The organism is Micromonospora sp. NPDC049201 (genome assembly GCF_055586805.1).
On the sequence record NZ_JBVJHM010000010.1, the window covers coordinates 188,813 to 209,903 of the forward strand.

The window sequence follows — 21,091 nt, forward strand, 5'->3', positions numbered from 1 at the left end:
AGCCATGGTCGTCAGCGCCGGTCATCCCCCGGCCCGGGGTCAGGACTCGCCGCCGCCGGCCGGGTCCTCCTCGGCGCGGGAGCGCTGGGCGTTGGCCACCGGGCCGTCGGTCACCTGGTGCTCGCGCGGCTCGATCTCGTGGGTGGGCGCCCACCCGGCGCCGAGCCGGGTCCGTCGGACGTTGGCCACGCCACCGGGGTACGTGCTGTGAAAGGTCATCTGGTTCATCCCCCATACCCGGGTGAGCCACTCTGCCCACCCGTGTCCGGGAGTCTCCCGTGTCCGGCCCCGGGAAACCGTAATGTGGATCACTACGGTCAACGGAAATCCCGGGACGCCGGCGTGACGGGCGGCTCGATCGCGTCCAGCCGGTCCGCGGTGAGGTTCGTGACGCCCTCGTGCCGCTGCAACCGGCCCCGCACCACCAGTGCTCCGCTGGTGCGGGCGATTCGACGGTATCTCTGCCACAGCCCCGGCGAACACGTGACGTTGAGCATGCCGGTCTCGTCCTCCAGGTTGAGGAACGTGACCCCGCCGGCGGTCGCCGGCCGCTGCCGGTGGGTGACGATCCCGCCGACCCGGATCCGCTGCCCGGGCGGCACCTGGCCGAGGCGGGCGATCGGCACCGCGCCCAGCGCGTCCAGCCGGCCCCGGATGAACCGCGCCGGGTGGCTCTCCGGGGACAGGCCGGTGGCCCAGACGTCGGCGACCAGCCGGTCCACCGCCGCCATCCCGGGCAGCGTGGGCGGGTCCGCGCCGGTCACCGTGCCGGGCAGCCGGCCGGGCCGGTCCTGCGCCGCCGCGCCGGCGGCCCAGAGCGCCTGCCGCCGGGTCAGCCCGAAACCGGCGAACGCGTCCGCGGTGGCCAGCGCCTCCAGCTGCGCGGCGGTCAGACCGGTCCGCCGGGCCAGGTCCGGCATGTCCCGGTACGGCCCGTGCGCGGCCCGCTCCGCCTCGATCCGCTCGGCCGCGTCGTCGCCGAGGGTACGGACACTGCCCAGCCCGAGCCGGACCGCCGGCCCGCCCAGCCCCCAGGCGTGCGGCGGCTCCCCCGGCAGGCTCCCCCACCGGGTCTCCGGCGTCGACTCCAGCACCGCCCTGGCGCCGCTGGCGTTGATGTCCGGCCGGCGCACCTCCACCCCGTGCCGGCGGGCGTCGTCGGCCAGCGTCTGCGGCGAGTAGAAACCCATCGGCTGCGCGTTGAGCAGCGCGGCCAGGAACGGGCCCGGGTGGTAGCGCTTCAGCCACGAGCTGGCGTACACCAGGTACGCGAAGCTCATCGCGTGGCTCTCCGGGAAGCCGTAGCTGGCGAACGCGGTGAGCTTGCGGTAGACGTCGTCGGCCAGCTCCCCGGTGATGCCCCGCTCGGCCATCCCGGCGTAGAGCCGGTCGGCGATCCGGGCCATCCGCTCCACCGAGCGTTTCGCGCCCATGGCCCGGCGCAACTGGTCCGCGCCGGCCGCGTCGAAGCCGGCCAGGTCGATGGCGAGCTGCATGAGCTGCTCCTGGAACAGCGGCACACCGAGCGTCTTCTCCAGCGCGTTGCGCATCAGCGGGTGCGCGTACGTGACCGGCTCCTGGCCGTTCTTGCGCCGGATGTACGGGTGCACCGAGCCGCCCTGGATCGGGCCGGGCCGGATCAGCGCCACCTCCACCACCAGGTCGTAGAACTCGCGGGGCTTGAGCCGGGGCAACGTGGCCATCTGGGCCCGACTCTCCACCTGGAACACGCCGACCGAGTCGGCCCGGCAGAGCATGTCGTAGACCTCGGGGTCGTCGAGCGTCATCCCGCCCAGGTCCAGGCTCATCCCGATCATGTCGTAGCCGTAGTGCAGCGCGGACAGCATGCCGAGGCCGAGCAGGTCGAACTTGACCAGGCCGACCGCGGCGCAGTCGTCCTTGTCCCACTGGAGCACGCTGCGGCCGGGCATCCGACCCCACTCCACCGGGCACACCTCGATCACCGGGCGGTCGCAGATCACCATGCCGCCGGAGTGGATGCCCAGGTGCCGGGGGAACGTCTGCAACTCGTTCGCGTACGCGACCACCTGCTCGGGGATGTCCGCCACGTCGACCGCGGCGACCGAGCCCCACCTGTCGATCTGCTTGCTCCAGGCGTCCTGCTGGCCGGGCGAGAAGCCGAACGCCTTGGCCACGTCCCGCACCGCCGACCGGGGCCGGTACGAGATGACGTTGGCGACCTGGGCGGTGTGCTCCCGGCCGTAGCGGGCGTAGACGTGCTGGATCACCTCCTCCCGCCGGTCGGACTCGATGTCCACGTCGATGTCGGGCGGGCCGTCCCGTTCCGGGGCGAGGAACCGCTCGAACAGCAGCCGGTGCCGGACCGCGTCCACGTTGGTGATGCGCAGCGCGTAGCAGACCGCCGAGTTGGCCGCCGAGCCCCGCCCCTGGCAGTAGATGTCCTGCTGCCGGCAGAACGTGACGATGTCGTAGACCACCAGGAAGTAGCCGGGGAAGCCCAGCTCGTCGATCATCCGCAGCTCGTGCTCCAACTGCGCGTACGCCTCCGGGTGCGCCTCGGGCGGGCCGTAGCGCTCCCGGGCGCCGTCCATGGTCAGCCGCCGCAGCCAGCTCATCTCCGTGTGCCCGGCCGGCACCGGGTACGCCGGCAGTCGCGGCGCGACCAGGTGCAGGTCGAACGCGAGTTCCGCGCCGAACTCGGCGGCCCGCGCCACCGCCCCGGGGTACGCGGCGAACCGCGCCGCCATCTCCGCGCCGCTGCGCAGGTGGGCGGTGGCCGCGGCGGGCAGCCAGCCGTCGATCTCGTCCAGGCTGCGCCGGGCCCGCACCGCCGCCAGGGTGGTGGCCAGCCGACGTCGCCCCGGCGTGGCGTAGTGCACGTTGTTGGTGGCCACCGTGGGCAGCCCGGCGGCGGCGGCCAGCTCGGCCAGCGCGTCGTTGCGGTCGGCGTCGACCGGGTGGCCGTGGTCGGTCAGCTCCACCGCCACCGTCTCCGCGCCGAACAACGCGGTCAACCGGTCCAGTTCCCGGGCCGCCGCGTCGACCCCGTCGGTGAGCAGCGCGGCCGGCACGTGCCCCTTGCGGCAGCCGGTGAGCACCAGCACGTGGTCCTTCAGCTCGGCGGCGATCTGCTCCAGCTCGCCGTAGACCGGGCGGCCCTTCTCCCCGCCGCGCAACTGGGCCCGCGAGATGGTGGCGGCGAGGCGCGCGTACCCCTCGTGGCCGTGCGCGAGCACCAGCAGGTGCCGGCCGAGCGGGTCGGGTTCGCCGTTCTGCGGGCCGGGCAGCCCGAGCGACAGCTCCGCCCCGAAGATCGTCGGCAGCCGCAACGCGCGGGCCGCCTCGGCGAAGCGCACCACGCCGTAGAAGCCGTCGTGGTCGGTGACGGCGAGCGCGGTGAGCCCCAGCCGGGCCGCCTCCTCGGCCATCTCCTCGGGATGGCTGGCCCCGTCGAGGAAACTGAAGTTGGAGTGCGCGTGCAGCTCCGCGTAGGGCACCGTGCCGTCCGGGCGGGTCAGCTCCGGCGGCCGGTACTCCTCGCGTCGGCGGCTCCAGGCCGGGGCGTCACCGCCGTCGGCGTCGACCGCGAGCGGGTCCACCACGTGCAGGTGCCGCTCACCCCGGGCTCCCTCCCCCTTCGCCCGCCCGGAGAGCACCTGCTCCAGCTTCGACCAGGGCATCCTCGGGTTGTGAAAGCTCATGCCGCGCTCCCCCACCGGCCGAGATCTTGGTACGAAACGGCCCTCATCGGGGCACTTTCGTACCAAGATTCTTCTGCTTCCTGGCAGGTGGGACACGCAGCCCGGACAGCGGGAAAAGGCAGCGGGTGGAGGTGCCGGCGGGCGGGCGGGGGCGGGGCGGTGGGCACGCGCCGGCCCCCGCGGGTCAGCTGCGGACGGAACGGCCGGACGAGGGCCCGCCGCTCAGTCATAGATGGCCTCCACCAGCCACTGCCCGCCCTCGACGGCGAGCAGCAGGGCCGTGCCGTCGACCAGGCAGACCTGGAACCGGGCCCGGCGGCGGGCCTCGGCCGGCGCCCACCAGCGCTCGTCCACCGGCCACGGGCCGACCCATCCGGTGATCTCGGCCGGCCGGCCGGTGCCCACGGTCAGCCGGGCCGGCGCCGCGCTGACCGCCAGCCGGGCGCTCACCACGACCGGTTCCCCAGCCGCGTCGTGCACCTCGGCCGCCAGCGGGGTGGGCAGCACCACGGCCGGCGCCGGCGGCGGGATCCGCCCCGGCCACGGCGGCTCGGGCACCGCCCTGGCCCGGCCGGTCCGACGACCGGCCCGCACCGCCATCCGGCCCGACTCGACGGCCCCGACCGGCGCGAGGGCCGACTCGGCGGACACCGGCGCGAGGGCCGACTCGGCGGCCCCGACCGGACCGGAAGAGGCAACCGAAGCGACGGACGCAACCGGACCGGCGGACGCAACCGGCCCGGCGGACGCAGCGACGGACGTAACCGGACCGGCGGACGGAACGGACCGGGCCGGACCGGCGGACGGGACCGGCACGAGGCCCGGGATCGACAGGACGGCCGGGGCTGACACGACGGACGGCTCCGGCCCAGTGGACGGGACGGATGACGCGGCGCCCGGCGGCGGGAGGGCCGGCAGGGGTGGCGGCCCGGGACGGGCGGGCACCCGCTCGTCGCCCCACGGGACCAGACGCACCTGGTCGGCCGGGGAGCGTCCCCCGCCCAGGACGGCGGTGACCACCGCCTCGGGGCCGAGGATGCCCTGCACCCGGTTCAACGCGCGGTGTGCCCGCTCCCGCTCCGCGCCGGTCTCCCCCCACAGCCCCGGTTGCAGGCCGGCCTGGGCGAGCACCCCGTCCGGCACCAGCCGCAGCCGGATGATGCCGGCGGTCGGGCGGGCCGGGCGGGCCCCACCCCGGCCGTTGCTGCCGGAGAGCCACCCGTCGAGCTGCCAGCGGACCCGGTCGGCGATGGCCGCGGCGGTGAGCAGGCCGTCGTGCCGCCAGACCCGGTGCAGTTCCTGGCCGTGCGCGGTGACCGCCTCGATCCCGAGCCGGGTACAGGCCAGCCCGTACGCGGCGAGCCGCTCGTGCAGTCGCTCGGCCAGCGTCCGCGCGGCGAACGCGGCGGCGTCGACCCGGTCGATCGGCTCGTCGTGCTCGGCGGTGACGGTCAGGTCGGCGGGCGGTTGCCGGACCGCGAGCGGTCGGTCGTCCCGCCCGGCGGCGAGCCGGTGCGCCAGCGCCCCGTCGAAGCCGAACCGGGCCAGGACGTCCCCGGCGGGCAACGCGGCGAAGTCGCCGAGGGTGCGTACGCCGAGGCGGCGCAGCAGGTCGACCAGGGCGGGCCGGCCGAGCGCCTCCACCGGCCGGGTGGCCAGGAACGCCGCGGTGCCGCCCGGAGGCACGATCCGCCCCTCCCGGGCGGCCAGGCCGGCCGCGAAGACCCCGTCGGCGATGCCGACCTGGCTCTCCACCGCGCAGCTCTGGGCCACGTGCTCGACGATCCGTTCGGCCGCCGCCTCCTCACCGCCGAGGTAGCGGCTCGGCCCCCGGGCGGCGGTCGCGCAGGCGCCGGGACGGATCACCTCGACGCCGGCGACCACCTCCTCGACCGCGGCCACCACCGGCTCGAACGCCCGCGCGTCCCGCCCGGGATCGTGGTCGACCACGGTGACCTGCGGGCAGCGGCCCTGGGCCTCCCGCCGGCGCAGCCCGCGCCGGATCCCCTCGGCCCGGGCCCGCTCGGAGCAGGCCACCACCCGATTGGCGTGCAGCACCACGACCGGGCCGGTGGCGGGCACGCCGTCGACGATCTCGGCGGCGAGGACGGGCCAGTCCGGGCACCACAGCAGCAGCGCCCGTGCCGGGGCGCTCACGGCCCGGCCACCGGGGCGACCACGCGCAGCCGGCGGCTCGGGGCGGCGGGGGTGCCGGACCCGACCGAGCGGGGGATCACCCGGGTCAGCTCGTCGCCGGGCAGCCACACCTTGATCTCCTTGGGCCGGGCGGCGGCGCCCCGACCACGGGCCGAGACGGTCACCTCGCGGCGGCGCAGCCGCCCGCGCCCCGGCCCGAGCCCCTGCCAGACGCCCCGGACCACCTGGAGCGTCACGTCCGCACCGTCCCACCGGCCGTACGGGACCAGCACGCTGCCACGTTGCCGGGCCCGGGCGGCCAGCCGGGCGGAGACCGCGGCGGAGACCGCGGCCGGCACGGCGGTGACCACCACGTCGACCCCGTCGATGAGCGCGGCGACGACGGTGGGCCACTCCGGCCCGGGATCGGGCACCAGGGCGAGCCGGTCCAGGGCGATCCCGGCCTCGGCCGCCGCGCCGGCCCCGAACGTGGGCACACCGACCACGGCGCACCACGAGCCGGCCCGGGACGCCTCGGCGAGCAGCGCGAGGATCAGCGAGGTGGCGCCGCTGTGCCGGGGTCGGCCGACGCCGACCGCGACGGTGCTGCCGCGTCGCAGCCCACGGTTGGGCAGCAGCCCGGTCAGCTCGGCCCGGACGGGGAGCACCCGGTGGCCACCGGCCGCGTCGGGCGCACTCGCCGGACGCACCAGTTCGGCCAGGGCGGCGGAGCCGACCACCATGCGGCCCGCCATCGGACCAACCCCCCGTCGTGTTTCGCCACGGGCCGGCCCGTGGTTGGTGCTGTGGATCATGTGGTGCGCTGGACCGTGTGGTGCGGCGTCCGGCCCCCCGGGTCCCGCCGATGGCGGCCGGACGCCACGACTTCAGGCGGCGGCCGCCCCGGCTCGCGGCGCGGCAGCCGACCCGGCTCGTGGCGCGGCAGCCGACCCGGCTCGTGGCGCGGCAGCCGACCCGGCTCGTGGCGCGGTGTCGGAGCCGCCGAGGTGCAGGGGCCGGGGCAGGCCGTCGAGTGCCGGCTGGTGCGGCCGGCCGAGCGCGGTCTCCACCACGGTCACGAACTGTTCGGCGGCCCGGAGCAGGTCGTCGGCCTCCCGGGCGGTGACCACCCGGGGGATGCCGGCCTCGGCGGCGGCTCGCTTGCCGGCGCCGGCGGCGAAGTAGGCGGCCCACTCGTCCAGCTCGGGGGCGACGGTGGCGAGCAGCACCCAGACGCTGGTGATCCGGTTGCGCCGGGTGGGTGCGGGCCGGGCCCGGGCGGCCAGCACGGCGGCGGCGGCGCGCAGCGCCGCGAGATGGGCGGCGGCGTACCGGAGACCGTCGGGGCGGGTGCGGGCGGCCTCGGCCAACCCCTCGCGGGCCACCGCGAGCAACTGGGCGGGGGTGCGGTGCGGCAGCACGTGCGCGGGCACCGTGGGCGCCTGGGCCGGACTGGTCGGCATGGGTGTCTCCTCCGCGTGTGGCCGGGGCGGGCGGTCGCGCGACGGGGGAACCGTCGCCCGGTCGCCCGGAGCGGTCGGTGCGGAGGAAGACGCACCTCAGGTGGCGGCCGGCCGGATGTGGACGCTTCCCCACACCCACACCCGGCCGACGTGCCGGCGGGTCCGTCGCCCGCCGCCCGGGGGTCGTGGGCGGCGGGCGACGACCTGCCTGACGGGCTCGGACTCGCGACTGTCCGAAGCCCGGTGCGGCCCGCGGAGCCGCACCTTGTCCGGAAGTCGGCGCCGCGAAACACCGCTTCCGGAGCTGGGGAACGGGTGGGCGACCCGAGCGCGTGCGGAGCGGGTCAACCGCGACCCGCGTCAAACGCGATCCAATCGAACACTCGTTCTAACTACCCTGACAGTACACCTCCCCACCGACGAAAACGCAACGTGTGACGTGCCCGGGACACGCCGGGGCGGGCGGCCGGATTCCCAGCCGGCGCACAGCCGCGGCAAAGGCGGCCCGGAACTCGTCGGACCAGGGTTACCCCCATGAACGTCAGCCGCACCGAAAAGCTCCTCCGGTGACCGCCACCGTGGCCGGCCGGCGCACGGTGGGCCGCACCCCGCCGACCGCCCCCGCCTGGTGGGCCGACGTCGCCGGCGGCCTCGCGGCGCTCAGCCTGCTGGTCGTCACCGCCCTCTGGACCGCCGACCGTGGCGTGCAGGAGCTGTGGGCCGGCACGGCCACCGGGCTCACCTCGCTCGGCCGGCTCACCGGCCTGGTCAGCGCCGACCTGATGCTGATCCAGGTGGTGCTGATGGCCCGGGTGCCCCTGCTGGAGCGTCGTTTCGGCCAGGACCGGATCGCCCGTTGGCACCGGCTCGCCGGTTTCACCTCGTTCCACCTGCTCCTGGCGCACGTGCTGCTGACCGTCCTCGGGTACGCCGGCACCGCCCGCCAGGGGGTGCTCGCCGAGGCATGGGACCTGGTCGTCACGTACCCGGGGATGCTGTTGGCCACCGCGGCGCTGGCGCTGCTGGTGCTGGTGGTGGTCACCTCGGTCCGCGCGGCCCGACGGCGGCTGCGCTACGAGTCCTGGCACCTGCTGCACCTCTACGCCTACCTGGGCGTCGCGCTGGCGCTGCCGCACCAGCTCTGGACCGGCGCCGACTTCGTCGCCTCGCCGCTCGCCCGCGCCTACTGGTGGACGGTCTACCTGCTGGCGCTGGCCAGCGTGCTGATCTGGCGGCTCGGCCTGCCGGCCTGGCGCTCGCTGCGGCACCGGATCGAGGTGGCCGCGGTGGTGCCCGAGGCGCCCGGGGTCACCTCGGTCTGGCTGCGCGGGCGGGACCTGCACCGGCTGCCGGTCCGGGCCGGGCAGTTCCTGCTCTGGCGGTTCCTGGACGGGCCGGGCTGGTCCCGGGCCCACCCGTACTCGCTGTCCGCGCCGCCGCGCGGCGACCTGATGCGGATCACGGTCAAGGACCTGGGCGACGACAGCGCCCGGGTGGCCGCCCTGCGCCCCGGCACCCGGGTGCTGATCGAGGGGCCGTACGGGCGGCTCACCGGGCAGCACTGGCGGGGCGGCGGGATCACCATGCTGGCCTGCGGCGTCGGCCTCACCCCGCTGCTGGCGTTGCTCTGGGAACTGCCGTACGCGCCGGGGCAGGCGGTGCTCGCCTACCGCGCGCGTACCGGGGAGGACCTGGCCTTCTCCGCCGAGCTGGACCGGCTCGTCGCGGAGCGCGGGCTGGTGGTGCACCACCTGGTCGGCCCTCGGGCGGCGCGGCCGTCCTGGCTGCCGGCGTACGCCGAGGGGCTCGCCGAGGCCGAGGCGTTGCGCCGGCTCTCCCCCGACGTGGCCGGGCACGACGTCTTCCTCTGCGGCCCGGACGGCTGGGTCGACGCCGTCCGCGCCGCGACCCGCGCGGCCGGAGTGCCCGACGCGCATGTCCATCACGAACGTTTCGCCTGGTGAAAGGCGCGAAGGGAGGATCCGTGCGACGGATCACCATCTGGCTGCTGTCCACCGTGGCCGCGTTGGTGCTGCTGTTCAGCTACCGGACCAGCACCATGGGCGCCGGGGAGAGCGGCGCGGTCGCGGCCGAACCCGACCCGGGCGGCGGCTCGTGGAGCGGCACGGACGGCGGCACCGGCGCCGACCCGTCCGCCGGCAGCGGCGCGACCGACGGCGGCACCGGCGACAGCGGCACCGGCACCGGCGGCGACAGCGGCACGGCCACCGGGTCGGTGGCGCAGACCCGGTGGGGACCGGTGCAGGTGAAGATCACCGTCTCCGGCGGGAAGATCACCGACGTCACCGCCGTGCAGGTGCCCGACGGCAACCGGCGGGACCAGGAGATCAACGACTACGCGGTGCCGATCCTGCGGCAGGAGGCGCTCGCGGCACAGAGCGCCCGGATCGACAGCGTCTCCGGAGCCACCGTCACCAGCGACGGCTACCGGGAGTCGCTCCAGTCCGCCATCGACGCGGCGCACCTCGGATGAGCGACCGGCGGGCCTGGGTGGCCCAGGTGATGGGGCTGCCGGTCAGCGTGCACCTGCGCGGCCCGCGGGTGCGTACCGGGGCGGTCGAGGAGCGGGTGGCCCGGCTCTTCGCCGAGCTGCGCGCGGTCGACGCGGTGTTCAGCACGTACCGGCCGGACAGCGTGCTGGGCCGCCTGCGCGGTGCGCCGCCCGGGCCGGCGGCCACCGCCGACCCGCTGGTGCGCGAGGTGGCCGGGCTCTGCGAGACGGCCCGCGTGCGGACCGGCGGCTGGTTCGACGCCCGCCGCCTGCCGCTACCGCGGGGCGGCACCGGCTACGACCCGTCCGGCCTGGTCAAGGGCTGGGCGGCGGAACGGGCGGCCCGGCACCTGACCGACCTGGCCGACCACGACCTGTGCCTGAACGCCGGCGGGGACGTGCTGCTGCGGGCCGGGCCGGGCCGGCCGGCCTGGCGGATCGGGATCGAGGACCCCGACCGTCCGGACCTGGTGCTCGACGTGGTCGAGCGGGCCGCCGGCGCAATCGCCACCTCCGGCACCGCGCGGCGCGGCGCGCACATCACCGACCCGCGCGCCGGGCGGCCGGCCGAGGCGGTCCGGTCGGTCACCGTGGTCGGTCCCGAACTGCTCTGGGCCGACGTGTACGCGACCGCGGCCGTCGCCCGCGGCACGGACGCGCTGGACTGGCTGGCCACCCTGGACGGGTACGCGGCCCTGCTGGTGGACGCCGCCGGCCGGGTCCGGGCCACCCCGGGCTGGCCCGGCTCCCGGGCCGTATCTTCTCCGCTGACGGACGGATGCCGGGGAGGATGAACTCGTGGGGACCGGTGAGGTCGACAAGAAGCGGCTGTTCGAGTTGCTCTGGGGCACGCCCGTCGGGCCTCGGCGCGGGCCGCGTCCCACGCTCTCACCCGCCGTCGTGGCCCGCGCCGGCATCGCCGTCGCCGACGCGGACGGGCTCGACGGGCTGACCATGCAGCGGGTCGCCGAGTCGCTGGCGGTGACCAAGATGGCGCTCTACCGCTACGTGCCGGGCCGGGCCGAGCTGGTCGCCCTGATGCTGGACGCGGCGCTGGGCGAGCCGCCCCCGGCCCCGGCCGCACCCGACGTACCGGCGCGGGGTGGGCCGACGCCGGCCCTGAGCCCCGACCGGGCCGCGCCCGGTGTTCCGGCGCCGGTTGGGGCGGGCTGGCGCGGGCAGCTCGACGACTGGACCCGGCGGCTGGTCGAGCGGTTCCGCCGGCATCCCTGGGCGCAGGCGGCGGCCGTCGGCGCGCGGCTGCCCGGCCCGAACGAGCTGGCCTGGGTGGAACGCGTCGTCGCCGCGCTCGCCGGCACCGGGCTCACCGCGTCCGAGCGGCTCGACGTGGCCACGCTGCTGGTCGGGCACGCCCGCAACCTGGCCGGCCTCCCGCCCGGATCCGGCCGGGAGGCGGCGTTCGGCGCGCTGGTGCACGGCCGCGAGGACCGCTTCCCGGCCCTCGCCGCCGCCCTGTCCGACCCCGCCCCCCGACCCGCCCCCGCCCCCACCCTGGACTTCGGCCTCGCCCGCATCCTCGACGGCATCCAGACCCTGCTCCACACCCGCACCCCGCACCCCACCCGCCACCCACCGGTCGATCATGAGGTTGACGGTCCGACACGCCGCGGGGCGGCACCGCCAACCTCATGATCAACACACCCGGGTCCGGCCGGGAACCGGGTGGGGACCGGGTGGGGGAGAATCGGGGCATGCAGTCACAGCCACATCCGAACGTGCGGGCGGTGCAGCGGGCGCTCGACGACGCGGGAGCACGGGACGGGTCCGGCCGGGGCAGCGCCGTCCGGCTGCTGCCCGAGGCGGTGCACACCGCCGCCGCGGCGGCCGCGGCGCTCGGCGTCGACGTCGGCGCCATCGCCAACTCGCTGGTCTTCGACGCGGACGGCAAGCCGCTGCTGGTGCTCACCTCCGGCGCGCACCGGGTGGACACCGCCGGGCTGGCCGCCACGCTGGGCGTGACCCACCTGCGCCGGGCCACCCCCGACTTCGTCAGGCGGCACACCGGGCAGGTGATCGGCGGGGTCGCCCCGGTCGGCCACCCCGGGCCGCTGCGCACCCTGGTCGACACCGCCCTCGAGGGGTACCCGGAGCTGTGGGCGGCCGGCGGCGTGCCGCAGGCGGTGTTCCCCACCACGTACGCGGAACTGCTGCGGATCACCGGCGGCGACCCGGCCGGGGTGGCGTGAACCCCGACCTGGTCACGCTGCACGTGTGGCGCGTCCCCCGGCGGGCCGTGCCCGGGGCGCTGGCCCGGATGGCGACCCACCCGGCGCGGCTGCGCCGGCTGTCCGGCGTCCGCTTCGCCAAGCTGCTCGGCACCGGGACCGGCACCGGCTTCGGGCCGGGCGACGCCGACCTGGCCCGGTGGGCCGCGCTGGTGGTCTGGGACTCCCCGGCCGACGCGGCCCGCTTCGACACCTCCCCGGTCGCCCGTTCCTGGGCCCGGATCGCCGACGCCGCCGTCCGGGTGGACCTGCGCCCGCTGACCAGTCGGGGCCGGTGGTCCGGCCGGGAGCCGTTCGGCACCCCGGCCGGCGGGCGGGTCACCGGGCCGGTGCTGGCGCTGACCCGGGCCCGACTGCGGGCCCGTCGGGCGGCCACGTTCTGGCGGGCCATCCCGCCGGTCGCCGGTGAGCTGCACGCCGCGCCGGGGCTGCTCGCCCGGTTCGGCGTCGGCGAGGCGCCGCTGGGCTGGCAGGGCACGGTGAGCGTGTGGCGTGATCCGGCGGACCTCGTCGCGTTCGCGTACCGTTCCCCCGAGCACCGCGCCGCGATCACCCGTACCCCGACCGAGGGCTGGTACGCGGAGGAACTGTTCGCGCGGTTCGCGGTGGGCGACGTCCGCGGCGACCGTACGGTGCTCGGCTGGGTCGCCGCCGAGGGCGACCCCGACTCCGCGAGAGGGAACGCATGAGGCTGGTGCGGTGGACGCCGAACGACCTGGTCCGGCGGCTGGACGACGTGGTCGCCGTCTACGGCGAGGCGATGGGCTACCGCGCCGATCTGCTGGAGGCCCGGCGCGGCTACATCGCCACCCACGTCCGCCGACCCGGGTTCCGGGCCGTCGCCAGCCTGACCACCGAGGGGCACCTGGCCGGCTTCGGGTACGGCTACCTCGGCGCCACCGGCCAGTGGTGGCACGACCAGGTGTACCGGGCGTTGAACGCGCAGGCCCGGCAACGCTGGCTGGCCCGCCCGTTCGAGGTGGTCGAACTGCACGTCCGCCCGCCCGCGCAGGGGCACGGTGTGGGCGCCCGTCAGCTCCGCGCGCTGCTCACCATGGCCGAGGGCGACACCACCCTGCTCTCCACCCCGGAGGCGGACGAGCAGGCGTCGCGGGCCTGGCGGCTCTACCGCCGGTTCGGCTTCGTCGACGTGCTGCGGCACTTCCACTTCCCCGGTGACGAGCGGCCGTTCGGCGTGCTCGGCCGGGACCTGCCGCTGCCCGCCCCCGAGCCGGGGACGACGTGAGCCGCGCCCGGGTGCCCTGGGCGCTGCTGGCCGTGCTGGTCCTCGCCCAGATCTGCTACCCGCTCACCGGCGGCACGACCCGCGCCGGGCTGACCGTGGCCACCGTGGTGCTCGGCTGGCTGCTCTCCGTCGGTCACGCGCTGCTCACCCGGGGCGCCCGGGTCGCCGCCGCGCTGGTCGCGCTCGTCACCGGCGGCGGGTTCGCGGTCGAGGCGCTCGGCGTGGCCACCGGGTTCCCGTTCGGCAGCTACGACTACTCCGGCGAGCTGGGCCCGAAGCTGGCCGGCGTACCACTGATCATCCCGCTGGCCTGGACCTGGATGGCCTGGCCGGCGTGGCTCACCGCGGTCCGGCTCACCCGATCCCGCGCCGCCCGGGTCGCGCTGGCGGCGGTGGGGCTCGCGGCGTGGGACCTGTTCCTCGACCCGCAGATGGTGGCCGAGGGCTACTGGACCTGGCTCGACGCCACCCCGGCGCTGCCCGGCCTGCCCGGCATCCCGGTCAGCAACTATCTCGGCTGGCTGGGCTTCGCGGTGCTGCTCGCCGCCGCGCTGCCCCCGCTCGCCGGGCCGTCCGTCGACCGGGTGGACGGCCGGGACGGCCCGATGTTCGCGCTCTACCTCTGGACGTACGCCTCCAGCGTGCTGGCGCACGCGGTCTTCCTCCGGCTGCCCGCGTCCGCGCTGTGGGGCGCGGCCGGCATGGCGGTGGCCGCGGTGCCGCTGGCGGTGGTGCTGTGGCGGGCCCGACGCGACCGCGCCGCCGCCCCGGATCCCGCGCCCCGGGTCGACGCGCCGGCATGACCGCCGCGCTCGCGCTGGTGGTGGCGGTCGCCGCGCTCACCGGGCACACGCTCGTCAACGCCGTCGCCTGGCTGCGCCGCCCGACCGGCGGCCCGGCCGAGGTGACCGAGCCGGTGGCGGTGCTGCTGCCGCTGCGCGACGAGGCCGAGCGGGTCACCCCGTGCCTGCGCGCGCTGCTCGCCCAACGCGGCGTGCCCGGGCTGCGGATCGTGGTGCTCGACGACGGGTCCACCGACGGCACCGCCGACGTGGTCCGCGCGGTGGCCGGCGCCGACAGTCGGGTCACGCTGCTCACCGGCGTCACGCCGCCGCCCGGCTGGCTGGGCAAGCCGCACGCCTGCTGGCAGCTCGCCACCCGCGCCGACCCGGAGCTGACCGTGCTGGCGTTCGTCGACGCCGACGTCGTGCTCACCCCGTACGCGGTCGCGGCGGCGGTGACCGAGTTGCGCGCGGCCGGCGCGACGCTGCTGTCGCCGTACCCCCGGATCGTGGTGCGGACGGCGGCCGACCGGCTGGTGCAGCCGTTGTTGCAGTGGTTGTGGCTGACGTTCCTGCCGCTGCGCGCGATGGAACGCTCGCGGCGGCCCTCGCTGGCCGCCGCCGGGGGGCAGTTCCTGGTCGTGGACCGGGCCGGCTACCTGCGGGCCGGCGGGCACGCGGCGGTGGCCGACAAGGTGCTGGAGGACATCGAGCTGGCCCGGGCGGTGAAGCGGTCCGGCGGCCGGATCGCGCTGGCCGACGGCTCCCGGCTCGCCTCCTGCCGGATGTACGAGGACTGGCCGCAGCTACGCGACGGCTACACCAAGTCGCTCTGGGCCTCGTTCGGGCATCCGGCCGGCGCGGCCGTCGTGCTGGCCCTGCTGCTCCTGCTCTACACCGCGCCGCCGCTGCTGGCCGTGGCCGCGCTGGTGGCCGGCGCGCCGGCGGTGGCCGGGGTGGCGTTCGGCGCCTACCTGGCCGGCGTCGCGGGACGCGTGGTCAGCGCCCGGGCCACCGGTGGCCGGGCCTGGCCCGACGCGCTGGCGCACCCCGTGTCGGTCGTGGTCCTGGGTTGGCTGACCGTCCGGTCGTACCATCTGCGGAAGCGACGCCGGCTCACCTGGCGGGGTCGCCCGGTCACCTAGGAGGGGCACCCCATGGCGCGCATCGTGGTCATCGGCGCCGGCGTGGGCGGGCTCGCCACCGCCGCCCGGCTCGCGGTCACCGGGCACGAGGTCACCGTCCTGGAACGGGCCGGCACGGTCGGCGGCAAACTCGGCCGCTACACGCACCACACCCCGGAGGGGGCGTGGCGTTTCGACACCGGGCCGAGCCTGGTCACCCTGCCGCAGGTCTTCTCCGACCTGTTCGAGGCCACCGGCGCGAAGCTCGACGAGTACCTCGACCTGGTCCCGCTGGACCCGATCGTGCGGCACGTCTTCCCCGGCGGCGGTCCCGCGCTGGACTCGTGCGCCGACCCGGACGAGTTCGCCGCGCGGATCGGCGCCGTGTTCGGCGACCGGTCCGCCGCCGACTGGCGGCGGCTGTGGCGCCGGGCCGAGCGGGTCTGGGCGGCCTCGCACCGGGACATCCTGCGCCGCACCGTGGACTCGCCGCGCGACCTGGCCGCGCTGGCCTGGCGGCTGGGTGACCTCGCCGCCATCGGCCCCGGCCGCACGCTGCGCGGGTTGGGCCGCAGCTACCTGTCCGACCGGCGGCTGCGGATGCTGCTGGACCGGTACGCCACCTACACCGGCGCCGACCCGCGCCGCGCGCCGGCCGCGCTGGTCGCCGTGCCCTACGCCGAGCTGGCGTACGGCGGCTGGTACCTGCGCGGCGGGCTGGGCACGCTCGCCGACGCGCTGCTGTCGCGCTGCCTGGACCTGGGCGTGCGGATCCGCACCGGCGCGGCGGTCACCGGCATCGACGCGGCCGGCGGCCGGGTGCACGGGGTACGCGTCGCCGGCTCGGCCGCGCCGGTCCCCGCCGACGTGGTGGTGGCCAACACCGACGCGCTCACCGTCTACCGGGACCTGCTGCCCGACCCGCGCCGGCTGGCCGCGCTCACCGACCGCAGCCTGGCCGGTTTCGTGCTGCTGCTCGGCGTGCGCGGCGACTCCGGGCTGGCCCACCACAACGTCTTCTTCCCGCGCGACTACGACGCCGAGTTCGACGCCGTGTTCGGCGCTCCCGGTCGCGGCGTACGGGCCCGCCCGGCGCCCGACCCGACCGTGTTCGTCACCGCCGCCGACGACCCGGCGGTCCGGCCGGACGGCCACGAGGCGTGGTTCGTGCTGGTCAACGCGCCCCGGCACGGCACCGCCCCGGACGCGGTGGACTGGCGGCGGCCGGGGCTGGCCGAGGCGTACGCGGACCGGATCCTGGACGTGCTGGCCGAGCGCGGCGTGGACGTCCGGGACCGGCTGGTGTTCTCGGAGATCCGCACCCCGGCCGACCTGGACGCGGCCACCGGCGCGCCGGGCGGGGCGATCTACGGCACCGCGGGCGGCCTGCTGCGCCCGGCCAACCGGGGCCCGGTGGCCGGCCTGTGGCTGGTCGGCGGCTCCACCCACCCCGGCGGCGGCCTCCCGATGGTCACGATGTCCGCGGAGATCGTCGCCACCGCCATCGGCCCGGCCTGGTGAAAGGAGGGGCCCCGCTTAACGTTTTCGGTAGAGGCGGGGCCCCCGCTTAACACCTCGACGGGCGGTCAGCCGGCGTCGACGAGGGCGCGGCGGACCGCGGCGAGCAACTGCCCGAGCCCGAAGCCGGCGAGCAGCACCCAGACCGTGGTGGCCATGGTGATGGTGCCGGCGGTCAGATCGGCGTCGATCAGCCCGGTGAGCCCGACGACCAGCAGCCCGACCAGGGCCACGGAGACCCGGGTGGGCCGCTCCCCCACGGTGACCGCGCCGATCTCCCGCATCCCGGCCGAGACGGACCGGGCCCGCACGTACTCGTGCAGCCAGGACAGGCCGCCGGCCGCCGCGACCAACGCGCCGGGCGCACCGAGCAGCCAGAACGCGACCAGCCAGGCCACCTCGCCGAGCCGGTCGGCGACCGAGTCGTAGACGTAGCCCAGCCGGGTGGTGCGGCCGGTGGCCACCGCCACCGCGCCGTCGACACTGTCCGCCACGGCGGCCAGCAGCACGAACAACGCGCCCAGGAACGGCCCGTCGCCGGCCCGCCCCACCAACAGGGGTACGCAGAGGCAGAGCAGCACCCCGAACACGGTCACCGCGGTCGGGCCGACGCGCAGCCGGCCCAGCACGAAGCCCACGTGATAGGCGAAGCGCAGCCAGGCGCGCACCACCGGCGCGGCGCTACGGGGATCGAACCCACCGTGCAGCCGCGCCCACGCGGTCGCGTACTGGTCCCAGTTCAGCTGTGTGCCCACCACGGATCAACCGTAGAAGGGTGGCCCGGGTGTCGTGTGTGGCGGGTGGTCGTCACACCCGAGCGTCGGCCCGCAGCCGCTGCCACACCTCGCGGGTCGCGGTGGACCGGTTGAGCGTGATGAAGTGGATCCCCGGCACGCCCTCGTCCAAAAGCTTCCCGCACATCTCCCCGGCCTGCTCGACGCCGAGCCGGCGGACCGCCTCGGGGTCGTCGGCGACCCGCTCGAACCGCTCGGCCAGCGCCGGCGGGAACGGCGCGCCGGAGAGCTGCACCGAACGCGCGATGGTGCCGATCTGGGTCACCGGCATCACCCCGGCGAGGATCGGGGTGTCGCAGCCGGCGGCGGCGACCCGGTCGCGCAGCCGCAGGTAGTCGTCGGCGTCGAAGAACATCTGGGTGATGGCGAACTCGGCGCCGGCCCGGCACTTGCGGACGAAGTGCGCGGTGTCGCTGTCCACGTCCGGCGAGCGCGGGTGCTTGTACGGGAAGGCGGCCACGCCGACGCTGAAGTCACCGCTGTCGCGGACCACGCGGACCAGGTCCTCGGCGTACCGGACGCCCTCGGGGTGCGCGATCCACTCGCCACCCGGGTCGCCCGGCGGGTCGCCCCGCACGGCGAGCACGTTGCGCACCCCGACCGACGCCAGCCGACCGATCACGTGGCGCAACTCGGCGGTCGAGTGGTTGACGGCGGTGAGGTGCGCCATCGGCAGCAGCGTGGTCTCGGTGGCGATCCGTTCGGTCACCGCGACCGTGGTGTCCCGGGTCGAGCCGCCGGCGCCGTAGGTGATCGAGACGAACGAGGGACGCAGCGACTCCAGCTCGCGGATCGCCTGCCAGAGCAGCTTCTCCCCGGCGTCGGTCTTCGGTGGGAAGAACTCGAACGAGAAGGTCGGTTGGCCGTCACGGATCAGCTCCCCGATGGCCGGCTGGGGGTTGGGGAGGACCGAGGGTAGACCGAGCGCCACGGACCGACTGTAGCCGGACCGGCCCGCTGTGCCGAGAACCTTCCCAGTCCACGAACGGGTCGATCCGGAACGTCGCACCCCCGGAGTAGGAACGACGGCAGCGCGGTGGGGCGGCGGGTGGCCGGCCCGGGGGCCCGCGCGGGGGTCGTCCCGACGGCGACGCGCCGGCGCGGCACGGCCGGGCGTCCGCGTCGCCACCGCGCCGTCGCCCCGGAGGTCCCGATGTCCCCGTCCCCGCCGTCCGGCCCCCGCCAGCTCGGGCCGCTCCTGGCCGAGTTGCGGGCCGCCCGCGGCTGGAGCCAGCAGCGGATCGCCGCCGAGCTGTGCGCCGCCGCCGGCGTGCCCACGCTCACCCGGCACGAGGTGTCCCGGTGGGAGCGCCAACTCCGGCTCCCCGGCGACTTCTGGTCCGTCTGGCTGGCCCGGGTCCTCGGCGTCCCGGGCGAGCTGATCACCGAGGCCGCGGCCCGCAGCCGCCGACTCCGCCGCGGGCCGGCCGGTCGCCGGCCCGAGCCGGCCACCGGCTCCACCGGTGCGACCGACACCTCCGTTCACCGGCCCGAGCCGGCCGCCGGACCCACCGGACCCACCGGTGCGACTGAGGTGACAGATGCGAACGGTCGGCCCGCCCCGACCCGAACCGGCAACCCGGCCGCCGGTCCCCCGCCCGAACCCGCCGGTGCGGCCGGTGCGGCCGATACCGCCGATGCGGCCGGTCGGCCCGCGCGGGCGCGTGGCGGCGCCCGGGCCGCCGGTCGCCCGGGTCGGCACTCCGGCGCCCGCCGGGGTCGCCCGCGTCCCCCCGCCCGTACCGGCCGACCCCCGCAGCCGGGCGGGCCCGGGTCGGGGCGGGCACGGGCCGTCCCGCGCCGGACGGCGCGCCGGGGCGGCGACGAGACGGGTCCGGCGGGAACCGACTAGCGTCGTGGCGTGACCCACGCTGCTCCCGTCTCCCCCGTCGACCGCGCCGGCCTGCGCCAGCGGATCGACAAGGCGCTCACCGAGTTCCTCGCCGGCCAGCGCGCCTGGCTGACCACCGTCGACGACGGTCTGCTTCCGGTCGCCGAGGCGATCGAGGCATTTGTGCTGGGTGGCGGGAAGCGGCTGCGCCCGGCGTTCGGCTACTGGGGCTTCCGGGGGGCCGGCGGGGTCGACTCCGACCAGGTCGTCGCCACCCTGGCCGCGCTGGAGTTCGTCCAGGCCAGCGCACTGATCCACGACGACCTGATGGATCGGTCGGACACCCGGCGGGGGGAGCCGGCGGTGCACCGGCGGTTCGCCGCCCGGCACCGCGCGGCGGGCTGGGGCGGCGACGCCGACTCCTTCGGCGACGCCGCCGCGATCCTGCTGGGCGACCTCTGCCTGGTCTGGTCCGACGAGTTGCTGCACTCCGCCGGCCTGCCGCCGGCGACGGTGGCGCGGGCCCGGCCGGTCTTCGACGAGATGCGCACCGAGGTGACCGTCGGGCAGTACCTGGACGTGCTGACCCAGGCCACCGGCGACACCTCGCTGGAGCGGGCCGGCAAGGTGGCCCGGTACAAGTCGGCGAAGTACACCGTCGAGCGTCCGCTGCTGCTGGGCGCCGCGCTGGCCAACGCCCCGGCCGAGGTGCACGCGGCCTATTCGGCGTACGGGTTGCCGCTGGGTGAGGCGTTCCAGCTCCGCGACGACGTGCTGGGGGTGTTCGGCGACCCGGAGCGCACCGGCAAGCCGGCCGGCGACGACCTGCGCGAGGGCAAGCGGACGTACCTGGTGGCGGCCGCGCTGGAGACGCTCGACCCGGCCGGCCGGGAGCTGTTGCTGGCCGGGCTCGGCGAGCCGGGTCTGGACGCCGCCGGGGTGACCCGGCTCCGCGAGCTGATCACCACGAGCGGCGCGCTGGAGCGCACCGAGCGCCGGATCGCCACGCTGACCGAGAGCGCGCTGGCCGCGCTGACCGCCGTCGACCTGGACACCGAGGCCCGCCAGGCCCTGGTCGACCTGGCCATCGCCGCCACCCGCCGCGCCGACTGACCCGCCCCCTCCGTCACCCCCACCCAAGATCCGCGCAGATTCCCGGAAAGCGTGGCTGTCGAGCGCGAAATGGGCACGCTTTCCGGGAATCTGCGGGGCCGGTGGGTGGGGTGGGGTGGGTGGATGAGGGGGCGGGGGGTGGGTTAGAAGGCGACGGCTTGGGCTCGGCGCTTGACCTCGCGGGCCAGGTCGCCGGAGAGGGCGGCGGCGGGCGTGCCGGGGAGGGACGGGTCCTCCCGGTAGAGCCAGCGCAGCGCCTCCTCGTCGTCGTACCCGGCGTCGGCGAGCAGGTTGAGCACGCCAGGCAGGTGCTTGAGCACGATCTGGTTGGCCACCAGGTCGGCCGGGATCCGGCGGACGCCGTCGCGGCGTACCGCGAGCAGTTCCCGGTCCCGGATCATCTGGTGCACCTTGCTGATCGGCAGGTCGAGGCGCTCGGCCACGTCCGGCAGCGTCAGCCAGCCGGCCGGGTCGGTCGGTCCGGGCAGGTCGGCACCGGTCTCGGCGGGTACGGAATCGGTCACCAGAACACCCTGCCACGTGCCCGACGCACCCGGCGCACGGCACCCCCGGACCGGCCCGTGGCGTGTGGCGGTCCACCCGCGTCGTACCCCGGCGGTAGCATCCTGTTCAACCTTCACCC

Annotated in this window: 19 protein-coding genes and 1 pseudogene; 12 read left to right on the plus strand and 8 right to left on the minus strand. The window is 76.5% G+C overall.

All coding sequences use genetic code 11. The features are described from left to right. Positions 1-39 precede the first annotated feature (39 nt). The 5 genes and pseudogenes from ACZ6O5_RS22575 to ACZ6O5_RS22595 all read right to left on the minus strand — a co-directional run. Positions 40-219 carry a hypothetical protein gene (locus ACZ6O5_RS22575; RefSeq protein ID WP_107162619.1) on the minus strand — a complete coding sequence of 60 codons (180 nt, stop codon included), beginning with the start codon at positions 217-219 and terminating at the stop codon, positions 40-42. 98 nt (positions 220-317) lie between these two features. Continuing rightward, positions 318-3,683 carry an error-prone DNA polymerase gene (locus ACZ6O5_RS22580; RefSeq protein WP_465979824.1) on the minus strand — a complete coding sequence of 1,122 codons (3,366 nt, stop codon included), beginning with the start codon at positions 3,681-3,683 and terminating at the stop codon, positions 318-320. Between the two features lie 222 nt (positions 3,684-3,905). Next, entirely contained in the window at positions 3,906-5,840 is a 1,935-nt protein-coding gene (locus ACZ6O5_RS22585; RefSeq protein ID WP_465979825.1) for a Y-family DNA polymerase, read from the minus strand. Then, entirely contained in the window at positions 5,837-6,574 is a 738-nt protein-coding gene (locus ACZ6O5_RS22590) for a hypothetical protein (RefSeq protein WP_465979826.1), read from the minus strand. The genes ACZ6O5_RS22585 and ACZ6O5_RS22590 overlap by 4 nt, the downstream gene beginning before the upstream one ends. A 297-nt stretch (positions 6,575-6,871) precedes the next feature. Further along, a pseudogene (locus ACZ6O5_RS22595) lies at positions 6,872-7,282 on the minus strand (SAV_6107 family HEPN domain-containing protein); the annotation flags it as partial. A gap of 566 nt (positions 7,283-7,848) precedes the next feature. On the opposite strand from ACZ6O5_RS22595, the gene ACZ6O5_RS22600 reads away from it, so the two are divergent. The 10 genes from ACZ6O5_RS22600 to ACZ6O5_RS22645 are packed head-to-tail and all read left to right on the plus strand — an operon-like array spanning position 7,849 to position 16,713. Further along, entirely contained in the window at positions 7,849-9,246 is a 1,398-nt protein-coding gene (locus tag ACZ6O5_RS22600) for a ferredoxin reductase family protein (protein ID WP_465979827.1), read from the plus strand. 20 nt (positions 9,247-9,266) lie between these two features. Continuing rightward, a complete protein-coding gene (locus tag ACZ6O5_RS22605; protein WP_465979828.1) occupies positions 9,267-9,776 on the plus strand; it encodes an FMN-binding protein in 510 nt (169 codons plus the stop codon). Beyond that, positions 9,773-10,588 carry an FAD:protein FMN transferase gene (locus tag ACZ6O5_RS22610; RefSeq protein ID WP_465979829.1) on the plus strand — a complete coding sequence of 272 codons (816 nt, stop codon included), beginning with the start codon at positions 9,773-9,775 and terminating at the stop codon, positions 10,586-10,588. Before ACZ6O5_RS22605 ends, ACZ6O5_RS22610 begins: the two co-directional genes overlap by 4 nt. Before the next feature lie 4 nt (positions 10,589-10,592). Then, entirely contained in the window at positions 10,593-11,447 is an 855-nt protein-coding gene (locus ACZ6O5_RS22615; protein WP_465979830.1) for a TetR/AcrR family transcriptional regulator, read from the plus strand. 59 nt (positions 11,448-11,506) lie between these two features. Further along, complete coding sequence (locus ACZ6O5_RS22620) at positions 11,507-12,001, plus strand: YbaK/EbsC family protein (protein WP_465979831.1); 495 nt, start codon at positions 11,507-11,509, stop codon at positions 11,999-12,001. Beyond that, positions 11,998-12,729, plus strand: coding sequence for a monooxygenase (locus ACZ6O5_RS22625; RefSeq protein ID WP_465979832.1), 732 nt, complete (start codon positions 11,998-12,000; stop codon positions 12,727-12,729). Before ACZ6O5_RS22620 ends, ACZ6O5_RS22625 begins: the two co-directional genes overlap by 4 nt. Further along, positions 12,726-13,286, plus strand: coding sequence for a GNAT family N-acetyltransferase (locus ACZ6O5_RS22630; protein WP_281936637.1), 561 nt, complete (start codon positions 12,726-12,728; stop codon positions 13,284-13,286). Before ACZ6O5_RS22625 ends, ACZ6O5_RS22630 begins: the two co-directional genes overlap by 4 nt. Beyond that, positions 13,283-14,089 (plus strand): carotenoid biosynthesis protein, encoded by an 807-nt coding sequence (locus ACZ6O5_RS22635; RefSeq protein ID WP_465979833.1) that lies wholly within the window; start codon positions 13,283-13,285, stop codon positions 14,087-14,089. Before ACZ6O5_RS22630 ends, ACZ6O5_RS22635 begins: the two co-directional genes overlap by 4 nt. Beyond that, positions 14,086-15,213 carry a glycosyltransferase family 2 protein gene (locus ACZ6O5_RS22640; RefSeq protein ID WP_465979834.1) on the plus strand — a complete coding sequence of 376 codons (1,128 nt, stop codon included), beginning with the start codon at positions 14,086-14,088 and terminating at the stop codon, positions 15,211-15,213. Before ACZ6O5_RS22635 ends, ACZ6O5_RS22640 begins: the two co-directional genes overlap by 4 nt. A 12-nt stretch (positions 15,214-15,225) precedes the next feature. Beyond that, the gene (locus ACZ6O5_RS22645; RefSeq protein WP_465979835.1) at positions 15,226-16,713 is read left to right on the plus strand and encodes a phytoene desaturase family protein; all 1,488 of its coding nucleotides are present in this window, start codon (positions 15,226-15,228) and stop codon (positions 16,711-16,713) included. Between the two features lie 65 nt (positions 16,714-16,778). Here ACZ6O5_RS22645 and ACZ6O5_RS22650 read toward each other — a convergent pair whose 3' ends face one another. Both ACZ6O5_RS22650 and metF read right to left on the minus strand, forming a co-directional pair. Then, positions 16,779-17,468 carry a CDP-alcohol phosphatidyltransferase family protein gene (locus ACZ6O5_RS22650; RefSeq protein ID WP_465979836.1) on the minus strand — a complete coding sequence of 230 codons (690 nt, stop codon included), beginning with the start codon at positions 17,466-17,468 and terminating at the stop codon, positions 16,779-16,781. A 49-nt stretch (positions 17,469-17,517) separates the two neighbouring features. After that, on the minus strand, positions 17,518-18,435 hold the full coding sequence (metF, locus tag ACZ6O5_RS22655) for a methylenetetrahydrofolate reductase [NAD(P)H] (protein WP_281936646.1): 918 nt from the start codon (positions 18,433-18,435) through the stop codon (positions 17,518-17,520). Positions 18,436-18,657: 222 nt separating this feature from the next. Between metF and ACZ6O5_RS22660 the strand changes: the two genes are divergently transcribed. Beyond that, entirely contained in the window at positions 18,658-19,356 is a 699-nt protein-coding gene (locus ACZ6O5_RS22660; protein ID WP_465979837.1) for a helix-turn-helix transcriptional regulator, read from the plus strand. Between the two features lie 9 nt (positions 19,357-19,365). After that, positions 19,366-20,448: a polyprenyl synthetase family protein gene (locus ACZ6O5_RS22665; protein WP_465979838.1), complete on the plus strand. Its 1,083-nt coding sequence runs from the start codon at positions 19,366-19,368 to the stop codon at positions 20,446-20,448. A 143-nt stretch (positions 20,449-20,591) separates the two neighbouring features. Here the strand turns inward: ACZ6O5_RS22665 and ACZ6O5_RS22670 are convergent, their stop codons facing one another. Further along, complete coding sequence (locus ACZ6O5_RS22670; RefSeq protein ID WP_465979839.1) at positions 20,592-20,972, minus strand: Rv2175c family DNA-binding protein; 381 nt, start codon at positions 20,970-20,972, stop codon at positions 20,592-20,594. Positions 20,973-21,091: the final 119 nt, after the last annotated feature.